We start from the raw sequence: 24291 nt of genomic DNA, 5'->3' as shown, positions 1-24291 counted from the left end.
CAGTACAAAAAATGGGAAGGCCCGAAACTCGCCTTCGGCTCAAACAGCGGTCCTTCTTTTTCCATTTTCTGTACTGCACAAACGGCGTCGACACATGGGGAACTGCGGAAAGTCAAAAGCAAAGTCAACCCCAACAGCAACGTCAATACGACGCGCATTTCTCTTACAGCCAAATGGGGTTATTTACTCTCCACCGGCATCAAAGCCCGCAAAGGTATAGGCGCCGACATGATGATGGACGTACGCGTCTCACCATAATGATTAATATTTCCGACAAAGTTTTCCAGATGCCGCAAGTCCCTGGTAGCAACCCGCAACAAAAAAGAATCCTGCCCCGTCACATGCAGGCACTCCAGCACTTCAGGCAAAGACTTGAGATGAGCAATGAGGCTGGCTTTTTGTGGTTGGGGGACGGTGATGCCAATAACAGCCTGCACTTGCAGGCCGATTGCTTCGGCATGCACTTCAGCGCGATAGCCTTTGATGACACCCGCTTCTTCCAGGCGCTTGACTCTCTCTGACGTGGCGGGCAGAGATAAACCGGTTTCATCAGCGAGTGCCTTCAATGAAATGCGGGCGTCGCGTTGCAGGGCAGCCAGGATTTTCCAGGCTTTGGCGTCGATATCCATGATTTTAAGTCCAGATGAGGATGCGCAAGAATTATGAAGGCAATGTAGCAGTTTTACCTGAATTATTCCATGTTAATCACTCATTCAAATCTTCATACTGGAGCTATCTTCTTTTTGATTCGGGTGCAGACATGGAATGGGATTTATTTTTCAAGGCGGTGCTGATAGGCCTGTCGATTGCCGCGCCAGTCGGCCCCATAGGCTTGCTGTGCATACAGCGTACGCTGGCATATGGCATGCGTACCGGTTTTGTCAGTGGCATGGGTGCAGCCTGTGCTGATGCGGTGTATGGTGCGATAGGGGCATTCGGCATGGTAGCCATCACCGATTATTTTGTGGCGCTGAGTACACCATTGGCAATAGCGGGAGCCGTGTTCCTTGCATGGATGGGTGGCAAACTGCTATTGAGCAAAGCGCAGCTTGTGGATCAGGATGTCGCAAACAAGCAAACTGCTATCAACACATTTTTATCCATCTTCATGCTGACCATCACCAACCCCATGACCATCGTGTCTTTCATTGCGGTGTTTGCCAGCATCGCTGGCCCGGTTGCCGTGCATCCTTCTGCCGCCGCTTTCATGGTCGCAGGCGTATTCTTGGGATCAGCCTTGTGGTGGCTGATCTTGAGCGGTGGAGTCGCATTGATACGCAAGAAAATCAGCACCACGACAATGATGCGGATTAACCGCAATGGCGGGTGTTTATTGCTGGGGTTCGCGGCATGGCAAATTTGGGGTTTGCGTGCCGGAGTATGACATGTTTCTGGCGACCCGATTTCAGCTCAAACTACCTGCTTAAATGAAAATCGTCACTTAACTCTGGCATAAGAATTTTTTCTACAGATATCAGATTTTAAATATCCTTGGCGAGTTTTGTCTGCCTATTTACTTCGGCATCAAAAATGAAGCGTAATTCGCTGCCTGAACGACCCATGGCATCAAGTTTTTCGTTGCTGAGCCAGGACGAAATTGTTTTAAATTGCAAGGGCGTGGGATTTCCATAAATAACACGTCTGGACCAATGTGCCAGGAAAGAACGCAGGCTTTGCCGAATAGTTGACTGCACCTCATGGTCTGCCAGTTCAGTCAATGACACAATATGTAAACCATGCCACGGTATCGTATGTGTAGCATATTCAATTATCTGCCTGAAAAAAATCAGTTCAGTTTTTCTGTTTTTTGCAACTTGTTCCAAGGCAGAAAATTGCAGTAAATCTCCCGTAGTTATGCAAATTTTCATGCATTCCTTGACCACGATTATTGATGGATCATAAATGCAATCGTGTACATACTCAGGCAGTTTTTCTGGATTTATTTTGCATAAGGTAAGCAAGGCAGATTTGCGTATTCCCGCATTTTCATCACGTAAAAGACCTAAACAAACATCCAGCATTGCAGCGGATTTTTGCAGGCGTATACCTTCCAGAGAGAATAGTTTCTTGCGTATGGAGCTGGTATTGGCCAGCATGTGCTGATATTCAGCAGTCAGTTTTTTTGCTTGTGCACCAGCCCAGCCGCGTGCCAGATTACGTATGGTATAGCTGTTATCCCATAGCGCCAGAACGAACAATTCATCGTCGGGGCGTAGTTGACGCAGTTTTACTACTAATAAGATGGCACGTCTTAATTGCATGACTTTAATGTTTGTCCAGCGGGCATACAATTCTAAAACCTCGGAATCCGTCAGGTTTATGACATCGGCACTTACAAATTGTCCCAACAGGGCATCCATGCTGTCGATTGCCCGTACGATCTTTTCCATCGGGCCCCAGTGAAATACATTCAGTGCCAGTTGCCAGCACAGAGCGCGAATTTTGTGATCCCGTGAACTGATTCCCTCCAGAATGAGCGCATGACATTGTGGCGCTGCCAATCTTACCAATACCTGCTCCATCACTTGTTGAGCATTGCTTCTGCTTTGCTTTTGTAGTGCATAGATATCCGGCAAGGCTGCAATTATGTCTTCTGCAGGCAAAATGTTTATCCAGTCGTGTACGGTAGCTTCTGCCAGGTCACGTACCTCCGTAGCATAGTCATTTAGCCGGGCAATAATGATCCTGAAGGCAGAAAATCGTTCATGTACGATCAGTACACGCAAGCAGAATTCACGCACATAACCATTTCTGTGATGCAGATGACGTTCTGCAGTCAGGACAGAAAGGCTTGATATCTTTTCGTCGCTAACAGATACACCGGTGCGCCAGTCGAGGAAAATTTCATAAAATTCCGGATTTTCCAAAGAGTAATAATCGGTGCCAGCAGCGATACTTGACCGGAGTGCGGGCGTCAATACTACAGGACTCTTTGGCATGAAAAACTGGCTGAGGCGATTTGATATAGTCATGCGAATATGCAAATTATTTGAACGATAGCTGGATCAACTCAATGTCGATGTCACGAGGCTTCAACGCAAACCATTCACCATCGCATCCTTGGGATAGTTGATCGTATAATCGGCCCTGAGTTTCAATTTCTTGCCAGCATCTAGCGGCAATTGCCAGGCGATGATGCCGGGTTGTTTGTTCCAGACGCTTTGCGTTGCCTCAGGCGTAAACTTCGTCTCGACCTTGATGTCTTCATGGCGCGCCACTGGTGAGCCTTCCAGTACCTGCAGTGTGACCGCAGTCTTGTGATTGTTTTCTATGATATAGGAGTTGGTATATTTCTTTTCTATGCGGCTGTTGATGAAACCCTTGTTCGCATCATCACGCAGCTCTGGTTCCACTTCTACCCTGACCATATTGTCGCGGCCAAATAAGAGTTCCAGTTTTTCCTGGCTGCCAAAAGCCAGTTGGCTTTGGCCGATAAAATCATTGTCGCGGTATAACTGCAGATTACCGCTTGGCCATGAGCCAGCAGGGCGGGCAGCATTCGCCAGCAGGTAAGCCTGGGCTTCCTGTTTGGGTTGCACGCGCACCAGCACTTGCGCATCAATGATCTGGCTGCCCAACACAAAACCGGTTTTCTGGCCATCGCTGTTCAGGCTGATTTTGCCTGGCACCTGGAATTCTGCTGCATATTCACTCTGGAATACGCTGACATCAAAACTGGGCATCTCGGCTCCTCTATAATCACCCGGAGCGGCAACAGCCATAACAGCAGGAGCAGGCGGTGCCATCATCATAGGCTGCACGCGGTGCGTTTCTTTAGGCAAAGGCGGGATGATGCTCAGCGTCCATGGTGAAGGTGGGTACAGCTGGCTGGCCTGATCAGGCTGTGAGGTCGATAGCTTGAGGTTGATACCGTTCCAGTCTTCACCACTATTCTGGGCAACCTGGGCATGGCGCTCCAGCCTCACCTGTGATTTGACGGTGTCCAGATAGGCGCGATATACCGGCGTCCAGCCCGCCTGGCTTAAACGATAAGAGAGTTTCACTTCACCTTCGTTTTGTGCAGCCAGGCGAATTTGCACGCTGCGTACTTGTGGGTTGGCCTGGAATTGCCTGCGTTGTTCTGCCAGCAGGGGTGTCAATTGCAAGTCGAGATCATTCAAGCGTTTTTGTGCACTCAGGCGGCGTTGCAAGGCATCTTGCCCGGTGCGGCGTAATTGTTCTGCGGTAGTGACCAGCGCCGTATTGCTGCCCGACTTTTCATTGCCAAAGCTTTTCAGATAGCCTATCACCAGTTCTTGCGCTTCACCCTCTGCACTGATGCTGGCTTTTTGTTCCTGCAGCTCACGTATGCGCAAATCCAGGCCAGTGTTGGCACATTCCGGCGCACGCGCCCTGTCTACAGTTTGCACGCTGACGTCACCTACCTGTATGCCAGCATCTGCCTGCACCTTGAGGGAATCGACATCAAAGCGGGCGGACAGACAATTGAGCTTCAACTCCCTGGCGCCAGCCGCCACCCTGGCCACTCTTTCGACGTTGGCACCGCCAGGATAGACCAGGACGTTGCTGATCTTTGAATTTGCAGGGTTTTGTGCCAGTGCAAGTTGTGGCAACAAGGCGGCGAGGATGAGCATTTTCTTTTGCATGGATATTCCTGATGAGATGCGATCGATCTTCATTGATGATGGTTTGTGCAAGTATCGCATTAATTATGCAATTGGCAAAATCGACTGATTGCGGCTTAGTCTGCTTCAAGCCGCTTGCCTCATGTTTTGCTATATCACTATCGGTCAGTTTCAAATGATGATCAGAGTTGCATCAGCTCATAGGAACCCTGGCCCGTGCAGGCTTGCGTGGATATTCTGGGGAACGGCGAGATATGATGAAAGCGGATCAAGCCCGTTTGTGCGGGAGAGCGTTTCAAGGCAACATATTCTGCGCCTCATGCGCGCCCACATATTTGCGATAGATTTTGAGTAAAGTGCCATCCTGCTGTATCGCCTTGATCAGCATTCCCCATTCATGTGCTTCGGCATGGCTAAAGCGCGCTTTGCTGATACCCAAATTACCCACAGCTTGCAGATTGCTCTTGTCCCAGTCTGCCATGCGCACAGAATTGGGATTGACCCTGGCATTGATGTAAAACTGGAATACACCAGGATAAGTAGTGACTGCCGCAACTTCACCCTGCATCAAGGCATTGATCAGATGCGCCTCATCGGCATATACCCTGACCCTGTTTTCCTGTGTCCAGGCAGCGATCAGGGGATCATAAAAGGGACTGTGTACGAAGCCCCTGATAACACCAAATTTAAGTGAACGGGCTGCCTGGAACTGCTCCAGGGTATGCAAGGTAGTTGGTGCTGATGGCCCCAGCAAAATGATATGGTGGCTGCGCACGTAAGGGAATAACCATAGCTGCTCTTCACGTTCAGGAGCACTCAGTGTAGCTGTCATCATGTCGATGCGGCCAGCTTTTAATTCTATCCAGGTGCGTGCACGCGGCTGCACTTTGGCATCGAAAACACAACCGCTGCGCCTGCTGAGTTCATCTACCAGATCGCGGTCTATACCATTGCCCGCAGCGATGCCGCGCTCGGATTTGAAATAAATGCCCAGTTCTATAAAATCCAGTTTAACTGGCTGTGACGGGCATTTGGGAGCAGCTGTCACCATATCGCAAACAAGGCAAAATGGCAGCAGGCAAGCAGGGAGGTAGCGATTCAACATTTGTCACCATCGAAAATACCTGTCAACACTGGCAAACACAGTGGACTGCAAGGCTGTTCCAGTGGGTTTTCAGCATACCACTTGTCTGAAAAAATGATGCTTTTGAAATGTCAAGCTTTGAAAAAATGGAATGGAAAAATACACTTTGAGGAATTTGCAAGCGATGGCAACATGCTTAATGTTGTCTAAAAAATATCCTGATACATTTTTCAAGCACACGCCCTATACTGTTGGGCTTGCAATAAGTGTCGCAGTAAGCGTCACAACAAACATCACAATAAGCCATCGCCACATGAAAGTAGCCTTATGAGTAAATTGTTTTCCGCTGCCTGCGAAAGAAACAGCGCACCTATCCTGCAAACCATAGAACCGCTTCTGCGTGGCAGCCACACCCTGCTGGAGATAGGTAGCGGCACTGGCCAGCATGCGGTGAGCTTCGCCCGGCAACTGACCCATCTGCAATGGCAAACCAGCGACAGGCAGGAATACCATCCCAGCATCATCGCCTGGATGGCAGAAGCCGCTTTGCCCAACCTCTTGCCGCCACTCGAATTGAATATCGGTATCAGCCCCTGGCCACAAAACCAGTTTGATGCCGTTTATACCGCCAATACCTGCCACATCATGGCATGGGAAGAAGTTGAACTCATGTTTGCAGGTGTATCAGCTTTGCTGAATAGCGGAGGCCTGTTTCTTATCTACGGCCCCTTTAATTATGCAGGTGAATTTACCAGCGAAAGCAACCAGCAGTTTGATGCCTCCCTGAGGCAACAGGCTACGCACATGGGCATACGCGACATTGAAAAGATCATTGCACTGGCGAATCAGCATGACATGCAACTGCAGCAAGACATTGCCATGCCAGCCAATAATCGTTTGCTGGTGTTGATGAAGTAGCTGCGGGTTTATAGAAAAATCGGCAGCAGGTTGCGCCGTGCGCACCATCTTTCGAAATTAAACTTTGCTGTATCGGTGCGCATGGCGCACCCTACTGCGTGGCAATGATTATTCGGCCGTATTCAAATGCGCCGTGATCACAGCATGCGCAATCAAATCCAGCGCTGGTCTGGCCTTGCCTTGTTTGTCTGTCCACACCTTGGGTGTCAACGCCCCCGACAATGACAGGCTGTCACCATCACCCAGGCCAAGCAAAGTATTGCGTGTTGCGTCGTTGAAGGCAATCACATTGCAGATGATGAACTCACCATCATCCGTCGCGGCACGTACCTTGCAGGTTACATAGACAGAGCCATTTTGTCCTGAGCGTTCTTCAACCTGTCCGTAAATGCGTCCGGCGATGAGTGCGTCTATCATGAATGTTTCTTTCGTGTATGTTGGCGAGTTTATGCTTTTCCCGCGAACATACACGCGTTTGACCGGCTATACAAGTCACTGGATTGCACTTGGTCTGGCAATCCAGTGATAATGAAATTTAATACCTGCCTTACCTTGCGCTTGTTACCAGTAACTGACGGTCAGATTGTTCGACGTATATGCAGCATATCCATAAATAGCAATATAAAAATCTCCAGCTGGCGGCGTGCCAACGGTGAAAGATTCATTATTGCCATTCAGATTTGGGCGAATGTCCCATTTGTTTAGTGTCGGATAGCCACCCCGGCGAAAATACACATCGCCATCGCCAGTTTGCGTGCTATTCATATTTACACTGAGATTACTTTTGCCAGCTGGAACAGTGATTTTGAAATATTTCCAGCTACCCGTTGCACCAGAAATGCCTTGCACGGTTTGGCCATTGATCAATACCTGCGTAGGTGGCAGGGTATCCATTTTAAAAGCGCGTATTTTCGCATCATAGCCAGTACTTGCATTGGCGCTATGCCAGCCAACCAAAAAATTACCAGCCAGGTCCATTGCTACTTTACTTGCTGCTGAACCATCACCATTCGGTGTGCTGACAAAAAATTCATCGGCAACTGGTGTGCCGTCACTCTTGAATTGCTTGGCTTTGATGGCTGCCTTGGAAGCCGGTACTGCGAGTTCATCGTCGGTATTCCAGGCTGCAACGAAGCTGCCATCATCCATCATTGCTGCAGAGAACGACGGTTCTCTTGGCAAGGCGGTCGTGTTGACCCGAATTGCGTCATTCACTGGATTGCCGTATTCATTATATCTTTGTATATAAGAATTCCAGATGCTGGTATTTGGCTGGTTGTCGTTCCAGGTAACGATAAAACTTCCTGAACTGTTCATCGCAATTTGCCCACCTGTTTGCGTACCCAATGTATTCAAGTGCACAGTCGCGGGTGCTGTAATGGGCGAACCGGAAGCGTTAAACCGGCGTATCCATACATCGGGCACAGAAGAAAGTATATTCATCCAGGTGACGGTGATGTTACCGCTTTCGTCAATGGCTAAATCACTTCCGCCTAAATATGCTCCATTGGTGGATTGGGCAACAGTAATGGCATTACCAATCTGCGCGCCGGTTGCCGTGTAGCGTTTTAAAAATAATGTGGAATTAGAGCCCGCATATTCAGAGTACAGTACGGCGAAACTGCCATTGGATGCCATGCCAACAGCACCACCCGCATTTGCAAAGGAGCTGAAGCGTATAGGCGAGGTAACCAGGCTGCCGTTGCGGTCATACAGGTTAACAAAATAGCCGGGTTGGGGAACACTTTGCGATTGGGACATGACTGCAAAATTCCCGGAGCGGGTTGTCTTGATGCCATAAGCCCGTTCTAGCTGCAGCAGTATCTTGTTTGGCGAGAGTATGCCTGCCGTATCAACGCGTTGTACATAGTAGGTGCTTTGTGTTTCATCCCGCCATAACACCACTTTTTCACCGGTAGGATTTGCCGTAACACTTACCATCAATTGATTGCCGGGCAAATAGGTATTGACAATAATGGCATCTCCAACCGCTTCAGCTTGAGCTGTTTGTGATAGCAGTGCAGCGCCAGCAACGCAAAGGAGCGAGGCCAAATTTTTGAATTTCATGCGGGTCTTTCGTGGTTTTGAAGTGGAATGAGTCAGATACATGCAAGCTGATGGTTTGATGATTTGTTGTGCAGAGTAAATTGATGATAATAAAATATTATTACATTAGCATTAAAAATGTTTTTTATGCAATCGATACTTTATATTTGCTTTGTTTAGTTTGCTATTCATCAGTAATTCACTTGACCAACTTACTCCACTCAACCCACTCCCACTAAACTACTCCCCCCAGACACCCGCTGCACGACCACTCTGGTCGCAATCCGTTCGGTCATTTCCTGCACATGCGAAATCACACCCACTTTGCGGCCCTGGGCTTGCAGGCTGTCCAGAGCATCCATGGCGATGCGCAGGGTATCTGCATCGAGGCTGCCAAAGCCTTCGTCGATGAACAGGGATTCGACCTTGATGCGGTTGCTTGATAATGATGCCAGGCCTAGCGCCAAGGCCAGCGATACCAGGAAAGATTCGCCGCCAGACAGTGAATGCACTGAGCGCTGTTCATCGCCCATGTCCTGGTCTATGACCATCAGTGCCAGCGTGTCTGCCACGCGTTGCAGGCGGTAGCGACGTGATAGCTGGTGCAGGTGCTGGTTGGCATAGGCGAGCAAGACGTCGAGTGTGATTTGCTGGGCATAGTTGCGGAACTTTTTACCGTCTGCTGCGCCTATCAATTCATTCATCTGTGCCCACAGGCGGGTCTGGCTTTCTTGCTCCTGCATGGTGGCGATCAGGCTCTTGGCTTGCTGGTGGCGTGCCTCATCCTGTGCCATCGCGAGTTGATGGCGACTGTATTCTTGCTGTGCCTGTTGGCGTTTCTCACTGGTCTTGCTGAACACGGATTGCAGATGCTCGCTCTCGCCTATTTCAGTTGGCGCGATCTCACGTTCTTGCTCAGTCTCATTCTGCATGGATCCTGTTTCAGCAAAGCTAAATGGAGCGGGGCGTTGTAGCAAGTGCTGTTGCCTTTGCTGGCTGCGTTCTCGCAGCACGGTTGCTGCTTGCTGAACCGCATTATTGATGGCGTGCATGGCCTGGCGTTCTGCATTGATCCACGCATGTGGATGTGTCAGCAATTCGCGCAAGTGTGCTACGTCCAGGTTTTCTACAGCGGCTTGCTGCTGAGTTATCCAGTCCTGCAGTTTTTCACTTGCGACGTGCAGTTCATGGCTTTGCTGGGCGATGCGCTTATTGATTTGTTCTTGTGCTTCATGCAGGCGTGCCAGTTGATGGCGTATCTCATCATGCGCTTGCAGTTGGGTTTGCAGTACTGCTTTTGCCTGATTGATGGCCAGTGTGAACTGCGCTTCTGCCTCACTGACGGCACGCCCCTGGAATAATTCCTGTCGTTTGGCTTGCTGCTGTTTTAATGCAGCATCTGCATCCAGATAACGTTTATTGTCGCCGGAAAATTGCTCTTCCAGTTGCTGGGATTGTGCTTGCAGTTTGTCGATTTCCAGTTGCAGCTTTGCCATTTGTTCGGTACTCTGGCTGAATGCAAGTTGATGGCTCTGCCATTGTTGTACATGGATTGCGCATTGATTCTGAAATTCCAATGGGGATGTATGCCAGTTGTCTTGCCAACTGCTACCTTCATCTGATTGCGCTGCAAATGCCGCTGCTAACTGGGCCAGGGCGTCATCCAGTTTTTGACTGGCATCCTGTTCTTTTTCTGTTGCCTGCGCCAATGCGACAGTGAACTTTTCAAGGGCATGAACTAATGCTGTGTGACTGTCTCTATGTTCTTGCAGGGTGCGCCGTACTTTTTCTGTATTGGAAAATGCCTCGTCCCTGGCCTTTGTTGCTTGCTGATAGGTTTGCTCGGTCTTAAGCAATTGCTGAACTTGTTTTTGCAAGTCAGTTTGTTGCTGACTTAACCAGGTGCTGGTTTTTTCATTATCAATTTTCGCTATCCGCAATTCAGTGACGATGCTGTGCGCTTGCCATGTACTTGCTACGATTTGTTCCTGCTGCTGCAATACCGTCAGTTCTTGCTGTAATTGTTTTTGCTGTTGTTGATATTGCTTGTGTTCAGCCGTTGCGGTTGCCAGTAACTGGCGTTGGTCTTGTTCTGCTTGCTGGCAATGCTTGAGTTCATTTTCCAATTGCACCAGTAAGGCATGCAATTGCAGGTTGCCGGTTTTGTAGGGATGTTCAGTCGCTCCGCAGACTGGGCAGGCTTGCTCATCTTGCAGGGCATCACGCAGGCTTTCTACATTGGCGTTGCAGGCGGCCTGGGTCAGTTGCAGGCTTTTATTTGCCTGTTCTTTTGCAGCAATCAGGCTGGGTAATTGAGTCTGGATCTGGGTAATGATTTTGTCTGTAGCCAGCATGTTCAAATGACTGGCTTGTTGCTGGGTTTCCAAAACCTGTTTGCGTTGCGTCTGTTCATGCATTTGCTTGTGCAAGTCAATAGCATTACTTAACAGTTCGCGCCTTTGATCAAGTGCCAGTCTTTGTGCTTGCATGCCCGGCAGGTCAAACTGTGCCAGTTTTGCTGCCGCTTGTTCGCGTAATTTTTCAGTAGTTATCCAGCTTTGTTCGCTTGCGTGGAGTTGTAGAGCGCGTTCTGCCAATAATTGTTCTTGCCTGTCTTTTTGTTTTTGTAGATCAAGTATGTTCTGTTGCTGGTAGCTCGCATCTTTTTTGGCAGTTGCTGCCTGCTTCAATAATAATTCCCATGCTGTCCAGTTATTGGCCAGGCTTTGCAAGCCAGCATGTTGGGTCAGCCATATTTGCAGGTCTTGCTGCTTTTTCTGTAGTTGTGCCAGGTCCGCCTGTTTGCTCTTAAGTTGTTGCCTTGCAGTTGTCAGTGTCTGTTCTGCCTGCACTTTTGTTTGTTGTGCGGCCAGCCAGTTACTACGCAAGATGTTCAGGCTGCTGTCGAGGGCCTTGGCGGCATCCAGCAAAGGCGCTGCTTCTTGCAGTGTCTGTTCGGCTTGCTGCAATGCTTGCTGTGCTTGTGTCAAGGCCAGATGTTTTTCTTGTGCGCTGAGTGTGCCCGTCTGTATGTTGCTGTGGGCCGTAGCGATTTCTGCCTGTCCTGTGCTGATTGCCTGTTGCAGGCGTTCGAGTTCTGTCAGCAGTGGGCGCGCAGTTTGTATGCTTTCTACTTGTTGCAGATAAGCGGTTCTTGCTGCGGCTGCTGTTTTTTCCTGTTCATGTATTTGCAATTGCTGCTGCGCTTGCTGTTCGCCCTGTAGCAGCCTGCTGTCATCGGCATGCCAGCGCAGATGTGTTTGCAGCTCTGCGAGTTGTGCGTCCAGTTGTTCCAACCGGGTTTTGCTGATGCCCAGGTCTGTATCCAGTTGCGTGCGTTCTTCTGCGCTCAATGGTTTGTTGTCTGCCAGGCGTACGTGAAAGCGTTCCAGCGCTTCGCGTTCCAGCTTAGCGCGGACAAAGGCGCGTTGTGAAATCTGGCCGTAGATGTCGCTGCCAGTCAGGGTTTCCAGCAGTTCGCCACGGTCATTGTCATCAGCTTTTAAGAAGCTGGAAAACTCGTTTTGTGCCAACAAAACGGCGCGGGTGAATTGTTCAAATTTAAGACCAAGGCGTTTGATTATTTCATCCTTGACTTCAGTTTTTTTGCCGCCTATGGGCTGCAGTTGCGGTAACTGATGCAGCGACATGGCTGTCGGCTGCAAGATGCCGGTGGCTTTATTGCGAGAGCGGCGCACGCTCCAGCGTGAGCGATAGGCATTGCCATCAGTGCCGACGAAATCCACTTCAGCATAACCTTCGCCAGTGCCGCGTCTTAACAGGTTGCCGGTATCTTGCTGGGTCACCGCATCTGCACCATCCGGTAATTTTGTCGTGCCTGCCTTGATCAGTCTTGGCGTGTTTTCATACAAGGCCATGCACAGCGCGTCCAGCAAGGTACTTTTGCCCGCACCAGTGGGGCCGCTGATGGCGAACAGGCCAGCAGACTGCAAGGGTTCTTGCGTGAAGTCGACCGCAAATTCACCTGCGAGTGAAGCCAGGTTTTTACCGCGTATGGCGAGTATCTTCATTGCACGTCCTCACCATGCAGGAGTTCGCCAAAAGCCTGCAGCATGTCGCCCGGTGCATCTTGCTGGTATTTACCCTGATACAGGCGGCGGAAGATGTCTTCTGGCTGCAGGCGGTCCAGCGTATCCTGCGTTGCCTGTTCATTGCTATTGTCATCCTGTTCCTTGCCTGGGTAATGCGTATCTATTTTCAGCAAGCGCAAGGGCTTGCCCTCGATATAGCTTTCTATACGGGCACGCAGGCCGGGCTCTGGTGCTTCCAGCTTTACCCGGACTTCAAGATATGGGTCATAGTGCCTGCCTTTGCTCGCATCAGTAATACTGGCGAGATCAAGACTATCGAGTGCGTCCAGCACAGTGGCAAGAGCTGTAGCCTGTTTGGGGATGCGCAAAAGTTGAACCGTCCTTGGTACGTGCAGTGGTGTTACCTGAGTGAGTTTGTCTCCCTCAATATCCACACACAAGACCTGATGCTGGTAATCGACTTCAGAAAAAGACAGGGGCAAGGGGCTGCCGCAATAGCGCAGGTGTTCTTGCTTGCCGACTCTTTGCGCCAGATGCAAATGGCCCAGTGCCGCATAAGTAATTTCATTGTCAAACATGCTGGCCGATAAAGCTTCGGTACCGCCGATGACGATGCGGCGTTCAGAGTCTTCCGATATTTCACCACCTACCATATGACAATGCCCCATGGCGATGATGGCCTGGCCAGGCTGGCGCAGGCAGAGTGCATGTGCCACCACATCCTTGTATAACTGGGCGATGCCCGCCATGTAGGGATCGCTGGCATTTTCTACCCGTGGTACGTCGCCAGGGCGCAGAAAAGGCACCGCCAGGCACCAGGCGGTAATTTCATCATTCTGCCGCAATGGCAAGACCATGGCGGCTATATCGATGCTGCCATCTACCAGACGAGGCACCATGCCTATGACACTGATATCCATGCCATCCAATAGCGGGCCGGGCGCTTCCAGCCTGCCGGGTGAGTCATGGTTGCCTGCGATGATGACGATATTCAGTTTGGGCTGGCGTGCCTTGGCTTGCTGCAAGAAGCGGTAAAACTGTTTTTGTGAACTGGCAGACGGGTTAGCATTGTCGAACACATCACCGGCGATCAGCAATGCATCTGCCTGTTGCTGTTCCAGCGTAGTGATGAGCCAGTCCAGGAAATGCTGGTGTTCCAGGCCGCGTTCGGCGCTGTGCAGGGTTTGGCCCAGGTGCCAGTCTGAGGTGTGGATGAAGCGCAAGAGTTTTCCTTAGCCTATGCAAATACAGATGGCAGGGTATGCCGACACAGGCAAGTGTAGCCGTTTTTTATCTAGTGATGTAAGAGGGGATCAGGGTTTTGTCCGACGTGATTTGCGCATCTTCAGGATGGTGCTACCCATTGTCTTGCGCCAGGTCTGGTTTTTCACGCACTGGTATTCAACATATTCCGTGACGGCTGGGCTCCAGCGGGTTTTTGATACATCTTCGCCTACCGATAAATTGACGCGCTTGAAGTTCTGTGTAAATGACCATTGTATGATTTCTGCCAGCAAAGTCGTCATGACGCTGTAGCGGGCAAACTTCAGGTCATAGCCTGAATAGTAGAGATACAGCTCTTCTCCCATGGCAAATGCCAGGCGCATGGCAACCACGCGGCCATCGAGTTCGAGGCTGAACAGGCGCATGCGCTGGCCAAAATCATTGGACAGCAAACTTGTCATGAAGGCGCGATGTTTGGGATCAGCAAAATAATCTGGATGCTCCACCGTATTGCTGGCACCTGCGCGGGCCGCGTGCAAGGCATAAAACTCACCCATCCTGGGCTTGATTTCATCGCTGCCTTGCCAGACTTGCAGCTTCAGGCTCAGGTTGTCACGCGCCAGTGAGTTATAGCAGTGGCGCAGGGATTCCTTGATATTGCGTTTGAGCCCGGATTTAAAACTCGCCCAGTTCTCGTTCAGATGCAGGATGTAGTTGGGAATATCCCGCGCTTCCAGCGGATGCACTGCCGCATTGCTGGCCAAAAAATGCGCCGCGTGCTGTCTGGTGTGGATAACCTGGAATTCGGTCAGGCCAAAGGTTTCATGGCGTGACAGGTCTTCCCATTGCTGCAAGATGGTTTCAGTGTAAACAGGTAAGGCCAGCGGTATACGTATTTCTGTCAGGTTGGGATCTGAGCCAAAGGGGCGCACATAACGGTAGATGAACAGGCTGTGCAGGCCGACATGGGTATTTGTCAGCGGCATTACTGCAACCAGTTGCCCTTGTTCATGCAGGGTGCAGATCGCCAGCTCATCTTTGTGATACCAGGATGAATCCGAAAAAACCTGCCACCAGGCGTGGTTCCAGTCATAGGTCTGGAAAGGCAGCAACTGCGGCACTTGTGTTTCCAGCCGCCGCCATGAAGCCGCCAGGGCTTCAAATTCTGCATCTGTGTTGACAACAAGTTTTGTGAGGTTCGACATCGATGAATAAATCTTGTGCTTCGTATGCTGGCTGTAAAATGATATCAGGGAATTGTTAAAAACTTTGTCGCGATAAACTCAGGTGGGGGTTTATGCCATGTAATGCCAGTAATTGCAAGCTTGCGACCATTTTTGGCGTGATTTTGGAGCATCAATGTCAGGAATTTATGGTGTTTTGTGTAAGCAGAACTTATATTGATGACCGCCTGTCTTAGTAAAAGATTTAGCTGCAACGTTAGCTGCAACGATTAAGCATCCACCAATATCACTCTCATCACACATCAGGTTAATGATCCATGTCAAGAATTCGTCAAGCGCTTAGAAGTTTGTTGCCAGTATTTGCCATCGGCCTAGCACATTTGCCTGTGCAGGCAGCTGAATCCGCAGCTCTCACGACGCAGGCCATGATCGACGTCAATAAGCTCGCCAGCGAAGAAATGGCAGGCCGTGCGACAGACAGCAAGGGTAGCGCGTTGGCACGTGACTATATCATCAGCCGCCTGCAGCAATTGGGCCTGGCACCATGCAAGGACGATTTTGTGCATGAGTTTGAATTTCAGACTCGCCAGGGTACCAGCCGCAAAGGTAAGAACATCATTGCCTGCAGCCCGGGCAGTATGAATGGGCATGCGAGCGCGCCTGTGCTGGCGATTACAGCGCATTATGATCATCTTGGTGAGAAAGGCGGTAAGATTTACCACGGTGCTGACGATAATGCCTCTGGCGTGGCTGCGGTGCTGGCGATTGCTGCTGCCATGAAAGAAAATCCGTCTCAGCATGACCTCATGGTCATCCTGTTTGATGCTGAAGAGATGGGGCTCAGTGGTTCACGTGCTTTTGCGGCCAAGCCTGTCATGGATATGGCACGCATAGGCATGAACATGAATTTTGACATGATAGCCCGTGGCGACAAGGGGGAGCTGTATGCAAGCGGGGCCTACCATACACCTGTACTAAAGAATTTACTGAACAGCCTCGACGGTACGCAAGGCGTGAAGCTCAAATTTGGCCATGACAGGCCAGAACAGGGTCAGGATGACTGGACCAAGCAGTCAGATCATCTACCTTTCTTCCTGGCAGGAGTGCCACATATCTATTTTGGCGTCGAAGACCATGCCGATTACCACCAGCCCACAGATACGGCAGACAAGATCAATCCACAGTTCTATCTTGGTGCGGTGGATTTGCTGACCAAAGCCAGTTACTTGTTGGATCAGGCCATGCTGACCACAGATTTCAGGAACAAGAGCAAAGACTTGCAGGCTGCGGGCGTGGCAGACGCAAATAAAGGCGGGAAGTAAGCAGGCAAGGGAAGGGGGAGGACTGCATACCAGCCTGCAGAGATGCAGGCTGGTATGGATGAAACTACTGAATACTAAAACTACTTAGTGCTGAATAAATACCTGATCCCTGCTTAGTCACGCAGGCTCATGACGATGCGCAATACATACCAGAACATCAGGGCAACAGAAGCAAACAACTCCAGCGCCGCACCGACATAACGGTCTTCAGGATAGTGGTTGATGACATTGGATGCATCATACAGAATGGCTGCACCGGCAAAGGCGACCATCGCTACGCTGAAAAACAGGCCAAGCTGGAAGCCAAAGATCATGCCACAAGCGATCAGGATCAGGGCAACCAGGCCACCCCATTTCAAGACGCTGCCAAGGAAGGAAAAGTCCTTGCGCGACACATAGGCAACACCGACCAGGCCTACGGTTGCCAGTATGGTCACCAGGCCAGCATTGGCAATGGCACCAGGTGCTACCTTGTTGGCGATGGACAGGATGGGAATAAAGATAATTGCCTCAGCCACAATATAAACGCCCAGCGCTGCATATTGCAGTGGCAGGCTTTCTACCGTGTGTGCTGCGCGCGATGCCAGCCAGCCTATCAGCATGAATGCGCCAAGGATCAGGAACCATGGCAGGGGGCGCATGGCTTGTGCCATGACTTCGGCAATGCCGGATTTGAATAAAATGACTTCAAGCGCAGTGAACGCCAGAATCGCGCCGCCGAGATGATTGAAAGTCTTGCTGATAAAACGCTCACGCGCTGGTCCGTAACCTTGCTGGGTGCTTGCCAGTTCCATGGATGTTCCTATCGTAAATGTGATGAGTATTGCCTGAGTAAGATTTTACAGAGCAAGCCGGATTAACAACTTGTTCAAAAAAACTGCAAAGTTTGCAAGTTTCAGCTGATTTTATCTGAATACACAGAAATGAAGAAATTCATGTTTCAAAGTGTTTCAAGTTGTTGCTTATGTAATAAGTATTTGGTTTCCGGTATCGTTTTCGATATGGTTACTTATAGAGAACGAAATTCTCCGCTTGTTCATGGCGGATATGTCATTTACAGGTACATTCTGATACATAAGCCAAATTCGCGTGTTTTTTAAGCAAATAAGCGCAAAACTTCACAGAAGCAGCTTGTCCCCCATCAAACTTCGTGTAATTTGCGTCTATTATTACGTCTATAATGCCCGCAGCTAAAAAGCGGGTTTTTTATTGACATCATTGCACGTTTCCCCCCATGAATACACTCATCTGGTTTGTCATCCTGTACTGGGTCATCTCTGTTGGCATCGGTTTGTATGCCGCCCGTTATGTCAATAACTCCAAGGACTATGCAGTAGCTGGCCGCTCCCTGCCCATGTATGTGGTGACTGCTACCGTCTTTGCCACCTGGTTTGGCTCGGAAACGGTACTCGGTATTTCATCCACCTTCGTCAAGGAGGGTTTGAAAGGTGTAGTGGCTGACCCATTTGGCTCTTCGCTGTGCTTGATCTTTGTTGGTTTGTTCTTCGCGCGCCCGCTTTACCGCATGAATTTGCTGACCATAGGTGATTACTACCGCAATAAATTTGGCCGTACCGCCGAAGTGCTGGTAACCCTGTGTATCGTCGTTTCTTACCTCGGCTGGGTGGCTGCCCAGATCAAGGCTCTGGGCCTGGTGTTCAGCGTGGTATCTGGCGGTTATATTACTAATGAGTGGGGCATGATCATCGGTGCAGGCAGCGTACTGATCTATACATTGATGGGCGGCATGTGGTCGGTGGCGATTACTGACTTTTTGCAAATGATCATCATCGTGATTGGCATGTTGTATATAGGCTGGGAAGTCTCAGGCATGGTTGGCGGTGCCAAAGTCGTCATTGAACATGCCGCAAATGCAGGCAAACTGGAATTCTGGCCCCAGCCTACGGCCAAGGAGTCGCTGTGGTTCTTTGCCGCCTGGATCACCATGATGCTGGGCTCGATACCGCAACAAGACGTGTTCCAGCGCGTGGCTTCATCCAAGAATGAAAAAATTGCCGGTAATGCATCTGTATTGGGCGGCGTATTGTATTTCTGCTTCGCCTTCATCCCCATGTTCCTCGCTTATTCAGCGACGCTGATTGACCCAAAGATGGTCGAGGGCCTGATTGATAAAGACCCGCAATTGATTTTGCCTACCCTGATCATGACCAAGGTACCCATGCTGGCCCAGGTGATGTTCTTTGGTGCCTTGCTGTCAGCGATCAAGAGCTGCGCCAGTGCTACCTTGCTGGCACCGTCAGTGACCTTCTCTGAAAATATCCTGAAACCTTTCTTCCCCAAGCAAAGCGACAAGCAATTCCTGTTCATGATGCGCGTGGTAGTGCTGGTATTTACAGCAATTATTACTATTTTTGCCATGAATACCCAGTCCAGCATTTATAAAATGGTGGAGAATGCCTACAAAGTGACTCTGGTTGCTGCTTTTGTACCGCTGTCCTTTGGTCTGTACTGGAAGCGTGCTACGACTCAGGGTGGCCTGGCGTCCATCATTCTTGGCATCGTCAGCTGGGTCAGTATGGAAATTTTTGCTCCGGAAGGCTTGTGGCCACCACAACTGGTGGGTGTGCTCATGAGTGTGACAGGAATGATAGCCGGGTCTTTGCTGCCGCAATTTGTACACAAGAAGCTGGCAGTTTGATACTGGCTTTGGTTACGGCATGATGCAATGCGCAAATTCTGATCAAAAACCTTTATAATTCAGGGTTTTATCAGTTTTTTTAGGGCTACGCCATGCCGATTTATGCTTACCGCTGTGAAGAATGCGGCTTTGCCAAGGATGTTTTGCAAAAGATGTCTGAAGAGCCGCTCAGTGTTTGTCCGACTTGCGGCAAGTCTTCCTTTCGCAAGCAAGTGACTGCTGCCGGCTTCCAGCTCAAGGGCTCGGGCTGGTATGTGACTGACTTCCGTAATGGCTCTGGCGGTGGCGCCGCTGCACCAACAGCACCAGCCGCTGAAGGTGGTGCTGCAACTTCGACAAGTCCTGCTCCGGCAACAACGCCAGCGGCTGAGTCAAGTGCGCCTGCGCCTGCCAGCGATGCTGGCAAGGCTGCCTGAATTGTCTTTTATCCCTTATTATTGCCGTTCCATTCACAAAGCAGACGATTACCATGCGTAAATACTTTATTACTGGCTTGCTGATTTTAGTACCTCTGGCGATCACGCTATGGGTGCTGCATGCCATTATCAGTACCATGGACCAGTCCCTGTTGCTGTTGCCAGTTGAATGGCGTCCAGAAAAACTGGTGGGTTTCAAGGTGCTGGGCATAGGGACGATTTTGACATTGTTGATCGTCTTTGTGACTGGTTTGCTGGCACAGAACTTTATTGGCAATTACGTCATCAAAGCCTGGGAAAGCCTGTTGCAGCGCATTCCTATTGTCAGCTCCATCTATTCCAGCGTGAAACAGGTATCTGATACGCTGTTCTCATCGTCCGGCAATGCCTTCCGCAAAGCCGTGCTGATTGAATATCCGCGCCGCGATTGCTGGACCATAGGTTTTCTGACCGGTGTACCGGGTGGCGACGTGGTTAATCACCTTAAAGGTGATTTTGTCAGCGTATATGTGCCAACTACACCGAATCCGACTTCCGGCTTTTTCCTTATGTTGCCCAAGGATCAAGCCATAGAACTTGACATGAGTGTCGATGCCGCACTCAAGTATATTGTTTCCATGGGCGTGGTGGCTCCCGAGCATCTCCCCACCAAATAAATGATGTGGTTATCCACTGCATCAAATCATTTTTAATTTTGAATACAGACAGGTAAGAAATATGTCCATGCGTACCCAATACTGTGGCCTCACTACTGAGGAATTACTCGGCCAAACCGTCAGCCTGTGTGGCTGGGTGCACCGTCGTCGCGATCACGGCGGCGTGATCTTCATTGACTTGCGTGACCGCGAAGGTCTGGTGCAGGTGGTTTGTGATCCTGACCGTGCTGATGTGTTCAAAGCTGCAGAATCCGTACGTAATGAATTCTGCCTGCGCATTACTGGCCTGGTACGCAACCGTCCAGACGGTACTGGCAACAGCAATCTGAAATCCGGCAAGATCGAAGTGCTGGCGCATGAAGTGGAAGTCTTGAATCCTTCCGTCACGCCTCCATTCCAGCTCGATGATGACAACCTGTCTGAAACCACGCGCCTGACCCACCGCGTACTGGATTTGCGTCGTCCGCAAATGCAAAACAACCTGCGCCTGCGTTACAAGGTAACGATGGAAGTGCGCAAGTTCCTCGATGCGAACGGCTTTATCGATATCGAAACACCGATGCTGACCAAGTCCACGCCAGAAGGCGCACGTGACTATCTGGTGCCATCCCGTGTTAACGCTGGTAACTTCTTTGCGTTGCCACAATCTCCGCAATTGTTCAAACAATTGCTGATGGTGGCTAACTTTGACCGTTACTACCAGATCACAAAGTGCTTCCGTGATGAAGATTTGCGTGCTGACCGCCAGCCAGAATTTACCCAGATCGATTGCGAAACTTCTTTCATGAATGAGCAAGAGATTCGTGACATGTTTGAAGGCATGATACGTCTGGTCTTCAAAAACACGCTGGACATCGATCTGCCAAATCCTTTCCCTGTCATGGACTTTGCTGAAGCCATGGGCCTGTATGGTTCCGACAAGCCAGACATGCGCGTCAAACTGCAATTCACAGATTTGACAGACGTGATGAAAGACGTTGACTTCAAAGTATTCTCCGGTGCAGCCAATATGGCCAATGGCCGTGTCGTCGGTTTGCGTGTACCTGGCGGCTCCAACATGCCACGTTCTGAAATTGATGCATACACCCAATTTGTTGCCATCTATGGCGCCAAGGGTCTGGCTTACATCAAGGTCAACGACAAGGCACAAGGCCGTGATGGCTTGCAATCACCTATCGTCAAGAACATCCATGACGCAGCTTTGACAAAAGTACTGGAGCTGACAGGCGCGCAAGATGGCGACCTGATTTTCTTCGGTGCTGACAGGGCTAAAGTGGTGAACGATGCCATCGGCGCATTGCGCGTGAAAATCGGCCACAGTGAATTCGGCAAAGCAAATGGCTTGTTTGAAGACGTATGGAAACCATTGTGGGTAGTTGACTTCCCTATGTTTGAACATGATGAAGAAAACGACCGCTGGACAGCAACTCATCATCCGTTCACGGCACCAAAAGATGGCCATGAAGATTTGATGGAAACAGACCCAGGCAAGTGTATCGCCAAGGCCTACGACATGGTCTTGAATGGTTGGGAACTGGGCGGCGGTTCTGTGCGTATCCATCGTGCTGAAGTACAAAGCAAAGTGTTCCGTGCTTTGAAGATCGATGATGCAGAAGCCCAATTGAAGTTCGGCTTCTTGCTGGATGCTCTGCAATACGGCGCGCCTCCACATGGTGGTCTGGCTTTCGGTCTGGACCGTATCGTCACCATGATGACCGGTGCAGAATCCATCCGTGACGTGATCGCTTTCCCGAAAACCCAGCGTGCCCAATGTCTGTTGACACAAGCACCGTCTGAAGTCGATGAAAAGCAATTGCGTGAACTGCATATCCGTTTGCGTGCAGCAGAACCAAAACTCGCTTAATTCTTCATCCGCAAGGACGTATTAATGAATGAAACTGACAACAATGAAAAGAGTATGCAAGTGAATAACAAGACAGCCTTATTTTTATTGTTGAGCAGTAGTTTGTTTCTCGCCGCTTGCGGAGAAAAGAAAACCGAGCTTGGTGAAGGTACTTCTGAAGTGACAGGCGCTGCCGGTCCTGCTGGTGCCAAAGGTGCCAGCAAGACCCTGGTCAAGTGTGATGCGCCTGTGGCGACCCTGTCTCTGGTCGAGAATCCGAATGGCTACACCATGAGCAGCCAGTACAATCTGCCGTCTTCACCTGTACCTTTGATACGCTTGCTGGCACAGCAGAGCGGCTGCTTCCGCGTGGTAGATCGTGCGTCTGGCCTGAAGGCCGTGATACAAGAACAGGAACTCAAGGACCAGGGCATTATCCGTAAAAATTCTACGGTGTCCAAGGGCAAAGGCTACGAAGCGCAATACACGATTACCCCCAGCCTGACTTTTTCTGAAAGCAAGGCTGGTGGTGGTATTGGTGCCATCATGGGCATGATCCCTATCCTCAGGAATTTTACTGGCTATGCCGAGAAGGTCAGCTTCAAGGAAGCTCAGGTAGTTTTATTGTTGACCGATAATGAAACCACAGAGCAACTGGCAGCGGCAACCGGTTCTGCCAAGACGACAGATCTGGGCATGGGCGGCCTCAGCTTTGGTGCTGCCGGCGGTGGCTTTGGCGCAGGCTGGAGTAATACCAATGAAGCCAAGGTCATCGTTGCTGCCTTCCTGGATGCGCACAATAAACTGGTGCCACAAGTCAGGCAGTTACAGGAAAAAGAAATGCCGCCTGCAGTGCCGGTGAAGAAGTAAGTCTTCATTTGCGTTGTTATTTGCTAGACCTAAAAGGCCTGCTCCGCAGGCCTTTTTTTATATTTGCTGCGTTGCATAAAAGGTTCAGACTGCACAGCTTTGCTTGCTGACAGTCGCCCATCTCAGATTAGTTTGTTCTATATCTATGGCAGCGCAGCAAGTATCCCTTAATGTCAACTCTTGTTGCAAGAATGAAGCTGCGCCAAAAAAACTGCTATAAAGAAATAAATTGCTAGTGCTGGCCTACTTGCCATATAGGTAAGTGTTCACTTTTGAGGGGAAATGACGATGCATCAGTTTAAAAAAATATTGCCGCTGGGTTTAATAATTGCTGCATGCGCGGCACCGGTTCTTGCCGCAGGTGAACATGGTTCAGAGGCTGAAGCGCAGGACATGGTCAAAAAAGCCGTTGCCCTCGTCAAGTCAGCTGGCGCAGAAAAAGCCTACAAAGTCTTCACTGATCATCCTGATGGTGCATTCAAGGAAAAAGACTTATATGTCTTCGTGTATGACTTTGAAGGCAATTGCCTGGCGCAGGGGGCGAATGCAAAAATGGTAGGCAAAAACCTGATGTCCATGAAGGATGTAGATGGTAACGCCTTTATCAAGGGCATGATAGACCTGGTGAAAACCTCGTCCAAAGGCTGGTATGGCCCTTATAAGTTCAACAATCCTGCGACGCAGAGTTATGACCTGAAACGTTCATATTGCGAGCGCGGCGCTGGTGACAGCATGGTTTGCGTGGGTACTTACTTCGAGAAAAAATAAATATCACTGACCAGGCAGGCGAAAATATTTCTAGGCAGCGTTGGTCTGTATTAAGGTACGTTGTTCTGGTTTAAGCGGCATTCTATTGAGCATATTGCTCAAGGAGTGCCGTTTTACATTGCGGTATCAAATATGGATGAGCCAAAGGCGTTAGAATGGTGGTTTTGAAAACACCGGATCATCATTTCGGCCTGGCATGTCAACGCATAAAATCCCTGAATCTGTCCTGGTCGTTATTTACACCGCTGCACTTGATGTTCTCTTGCTGGAACGCGCTGACAAGGCGGGATTCTGGCAATCTGTCACTGGGTCGAAAGATACCGTGGACGAGGCCTGGCAGACCACCGCCATCCGCGAAGTGGCGGAAGAAACCGGCATAGATGCCTTGCAATATGACTTGCAAGATTGGGGTCTGACCAATATATATGAAATCTACCCGGTGTGGCGTCATCGCTATGCGCCGGGTGTAACGCAAAATACCGAGCATGTGTTCGGCCTGTGTGTCAGCCCTGACGTCACCATCAGACTGGCACCGCGTGAACATCTGCAATATCTGTGGTTGCCATGGCGTGATGCAGCGGATAAATGTTTTTCCGCATCGAATGCCGAAGCCATACTGCAACTGCCAAAGCTGATCAAGGTTTAACAAGCTAAAGGGAATCA

20 protein-coding genes are annotated in these 24291 nt (G+C 50.0%); 10 read left to right on the top strand and 10 right to left on the bottom strand.

Going from position 1 to position 24291, the window contains the following annotated elements; translation table 11 throughout:
* Nucleotides 1-179: 179 nt before the first annotated feature.
* Nucleotides 180-629: an Lrp/AsnC family transcriptional regulator gene (locus ACO0LI_RS01820; protein ID WP_423030383.1), complete on the bottom strand. Its 450-nt coding sequence runs from the start codon at nt 627-629 to the stop codon at nt 180-182.
* Between the two features lie 131 nt (nt 630-760).
* Here ACO0LI_RS01820 and ACO0LI_RS01815 point away from each other — a divergent pair, with 131 nt between their 5' ends.
* Entirely contained in the window at nt 761-1384 is a 624-nt protein-coding gene (locus ACO0LI_RS01815) for a LysE family translocator (RefSeq protein WP_423030381.1), read from the top strand.
* Nucleotides 1385-1481: 97 nt separating this feature from the next.
* Here ACO0LI_RS01815 and ACO0LI_RS01810 read toward each other — a convergent pair whose 3' ends face one another.
* The 3 genes from ACO0LI_RS01810 to ACO0LI_RS01800 all read right to left on the bottom strand — a co-directional run bounded on the left by ACO0LI_RS01810 (nt 1482) and on the right by ACO0LI_RS01800 (nt 5637).
* Nucleotides 1482-2603 carry a hypothetical protein gene (locus ACO0LI_RS01810; protein WP_423030379.1) on the bottom strand — a complete coding sequence of 374 codons (1122 nt, stop codon included), beginning with the start codon at nt 2601-2603 and terminating at the stop codon, nt 1482-1484.
* A 429-nt stretch (nt 2604-3032) separates the two neighbouring features.
* Entirely contained in the window at nt 3033-4607 is a 1575-nt protein-coding gene (locus tag ACO0LI_RS01805) for a DUF4139 domain-containing protein (RefSeq protein WP_423030377.1), read from the bottom strand.
* Nucleotides 4608-4881: 274 nt separating this feature from the next.
* Entirely contained in the window at nt 4882-5637 is a 756-nt protein-coding gene (locus ACO0LI_RS01800; protein ID WP_423030375.1) for a substrate-binding periplasmic protein, read from the bottom strand.
* 360 nt (nt 5638-5997) lie between these two features.
* On the opposite strand from ACO0LI_RS01800, the gene ACO0LI_RS01795 reads away from it, so the two are divergent.
* Entirely contained in the window at nt 5998-6588 is a 591-nt protein-coding gene (locus ACO0LI_RS01795) for a DUF938 domain-containing protein (RefSeq protein WP_423030373.1), read from the top strand.
* A 108-nt stretch (nt 6589-6696) separates the two neighbouring features.
* Here ACO0LI_RS01795 and ACO0LI_RS01790 read toward each other — a convergent pair whose 3' ends face one another.
* From ACO0LI_RS01790 to ACO0LI_RS01770, 5 genes are all read right to left on the bottom strand, one after another.
* Complete coding sequence (locus tag ACO0LI_RS01790) at nt 6697-7005, bottom strand: single-stranded DNA-binding protein (protein ID WP_423030371.1); 309 nt, start codon at nt 7003-7005, stop codon at nt 6697-6699.
* A 144-nt stretch (nt 7006-7149) separates the two neighbouring features.
* Nucleotides 7150-8655: a PPC domain-containing protein gene (locus ACO0LI_RS01785; RefSeq protein ID WP_423030369.1), complete on the bottom strand. Its 1506-nt coding sequence runs from the start codon at nt 8653-8655 to the stop codon at nt 7150-7152.
* Nucleotides 8656-8855: 200 nt separating this feature from the next.
* Nucleotides 8856-12665: an AAA family ATPase gene (locus ACO0LI_RS01780; RefSeq protein ID WP_423030367.1), complete on the bottom strand. Its 3810-nt coding sequence runs from the start codon at nt 12663-12665 to the stop codon at nt 8856-8858.
* Entirely contained in the window at nt 12662-13909 is a 1248-nt protein-coding gene (locus ACO0LI_RS01775) for an exonuclease SbcCD subunit D C-terminal domain-containing protein (protein WP_423030365.1), read from the bottom strand. Before ACO0LI_RS01775 ends, ACO0LI_RS01780 begins: the two co-directional genes overlap by 4 nt.
* A 90-nt stretch (nt 13910-13999) precedes the next feature.
* Entirely contained in the window at nt 14000-15115 is a 1116-nt protein-coding gene (locus tag ACO0LI_RS01770; protein ID WP_423030363.1) for a GNAT family N-acetyltransferase, read from the bottom strand.
* Between the two features lie 296 nt (nt 15116-15411).
* Between ACO0LI_RS01770 and ACO0LI_RS01765 the strand changes: the two genes are divergently transcribed.
* The gene (locus tag ACO0LI_RS01765) at nt 15412-16416 is read left to right on the top strand and encodes a M20/M25/M40 family metallo-hydrolase (protein WP_423030361.1); all 1005 of its coding nucleotides are present in this window, start codon (nt 15412-15414) and stop codon (nt 16414-16416) included.
* Between the two features lie 113 nt (nt 16417-16529).
* Here the strand turns inward: ACO0LI_RS01765 and ACO0LI_RS01760 are convergent, their stop codons facing one another.
* Nucleotides 16530-17210: a Bax inhibitor-1/YccA family protein gene (locus ACO0LI_RS01760; protein WP_423030359.1), complete on the bottom strand. Its 681-nt coding sequence runs from the start codon at nt 17208-17210 to the stop codon at nt 16530-16532.
* A 440-nt stretch (nt 17211-17650) separates the two neighbouring features.
* Here ACO0LI_RS01760 and ACO0LI_RS01755 point away from each other — a divergent pair, with 440 nt between their 5' ends.
* From ACO0LI_RS01755 to nudB, 7 genes are all read left to right on the top strand, one after another.
* Complete coding sequence (locus ACO0LI_RS01755) at nt 17651-19075, top strand: sodium:solute symporter family protein (protein ID WP_423030357.1); 1425 nt, start codon at nt 17651-17653, stop codon at nt 19073-19075.
* A gap of 92 nt (nt 19076-19167) precedes the next feature.
* The gene (locus ACO0LI_RS01750; protein WP_423030355.1) at nt 19168-19491 is read left to right on the top strand and encodes an FmdB family zinc ribbon protein; all 324 of its coding nucleotides are present in this window, start codon (nt 19168-19170) and stop codon (nt 19489-19491) included.
* Nucleotides 19492-19544: 53 nt separating this feature from the next.
* Nucleotides 19545-20147, top strand: a complete 603-nt coding sequence (locus tag ACO0LI_RS01745; RefSeq protein WP_422949652.1) for a DUF502 domain-containing protein — start codon at nt 19545-19547, stop codon at nt 20145-20147.
* Between the two features lie 61 nt (nt 20148-20208).
* The gene (gene aspS / locus ACO0LI_RS01740) at nt 20209-22011 is read left to right on the top strand and encodes an aspartate--tRNA ligase (RefSeq protein ID WP_423030353.1); all 1803 of its coding nucleotides are present in this window, start codon (nt 20209-20211) and stop codon (nt 22009-22011) included.
* A 54-nt stretch (nt 22012-22065) separates the two neighbouring features.
* Nucleotides 22066-22860: a CsgG/HfaB family protein gene (locus tag ACO0LI_RS01735; protein WP_423030492.1), complete on the top strand. Its 795-nt coding sequence runs from the start codon at nt 22066-22068 to the stop codon at nt 22858-22860.
* A 288-nt stretch (nt 22861-23148) separates the two neighbouring features.
* On the top strand, nt 23149-23628 hold the full coding sequence (locus tag ACO0LI_RS01730) for a cache domain-containing protein (RefSeq protein ID WP_422949650.1): 480 nt from the start codon (nt 23149-23151) through the stop codon (nt 23626-23628).
* Between the two features lie 196 nt (nt 23629-23824).
* Nucleotides 23825-24274 carry a dihydroneopterin triphosphate diphosphatase gene (gene nudB / locus ACO0LI_RS01725; RefSeq protein ID WP_422949649.1) on the top strand — a complete coding sequence of 150 codons (450 nt, stop codon included), beginning with the start codon at nt 23825-23827 and terminating at the stop codon, nt 24272-24274.
* Nucleotides 24275-24291: the final 17 nt, after the last annotated feature.

The sequence above is a fragment of the Undibacterium sp. Tian12W genome (genome assembly GCF_049339405.1).
Lineage (GTDB): Bacteria > Pseudomonadota > Gammaproteobacteria > Burkholderiales > Burkholderiaceae_D > Undibacterium.
The sequence above is the reverse complement of the archived record's forward strand: the minus strand, read 5'-3'. Positions and strand labels throughout refer to the sequence as shown.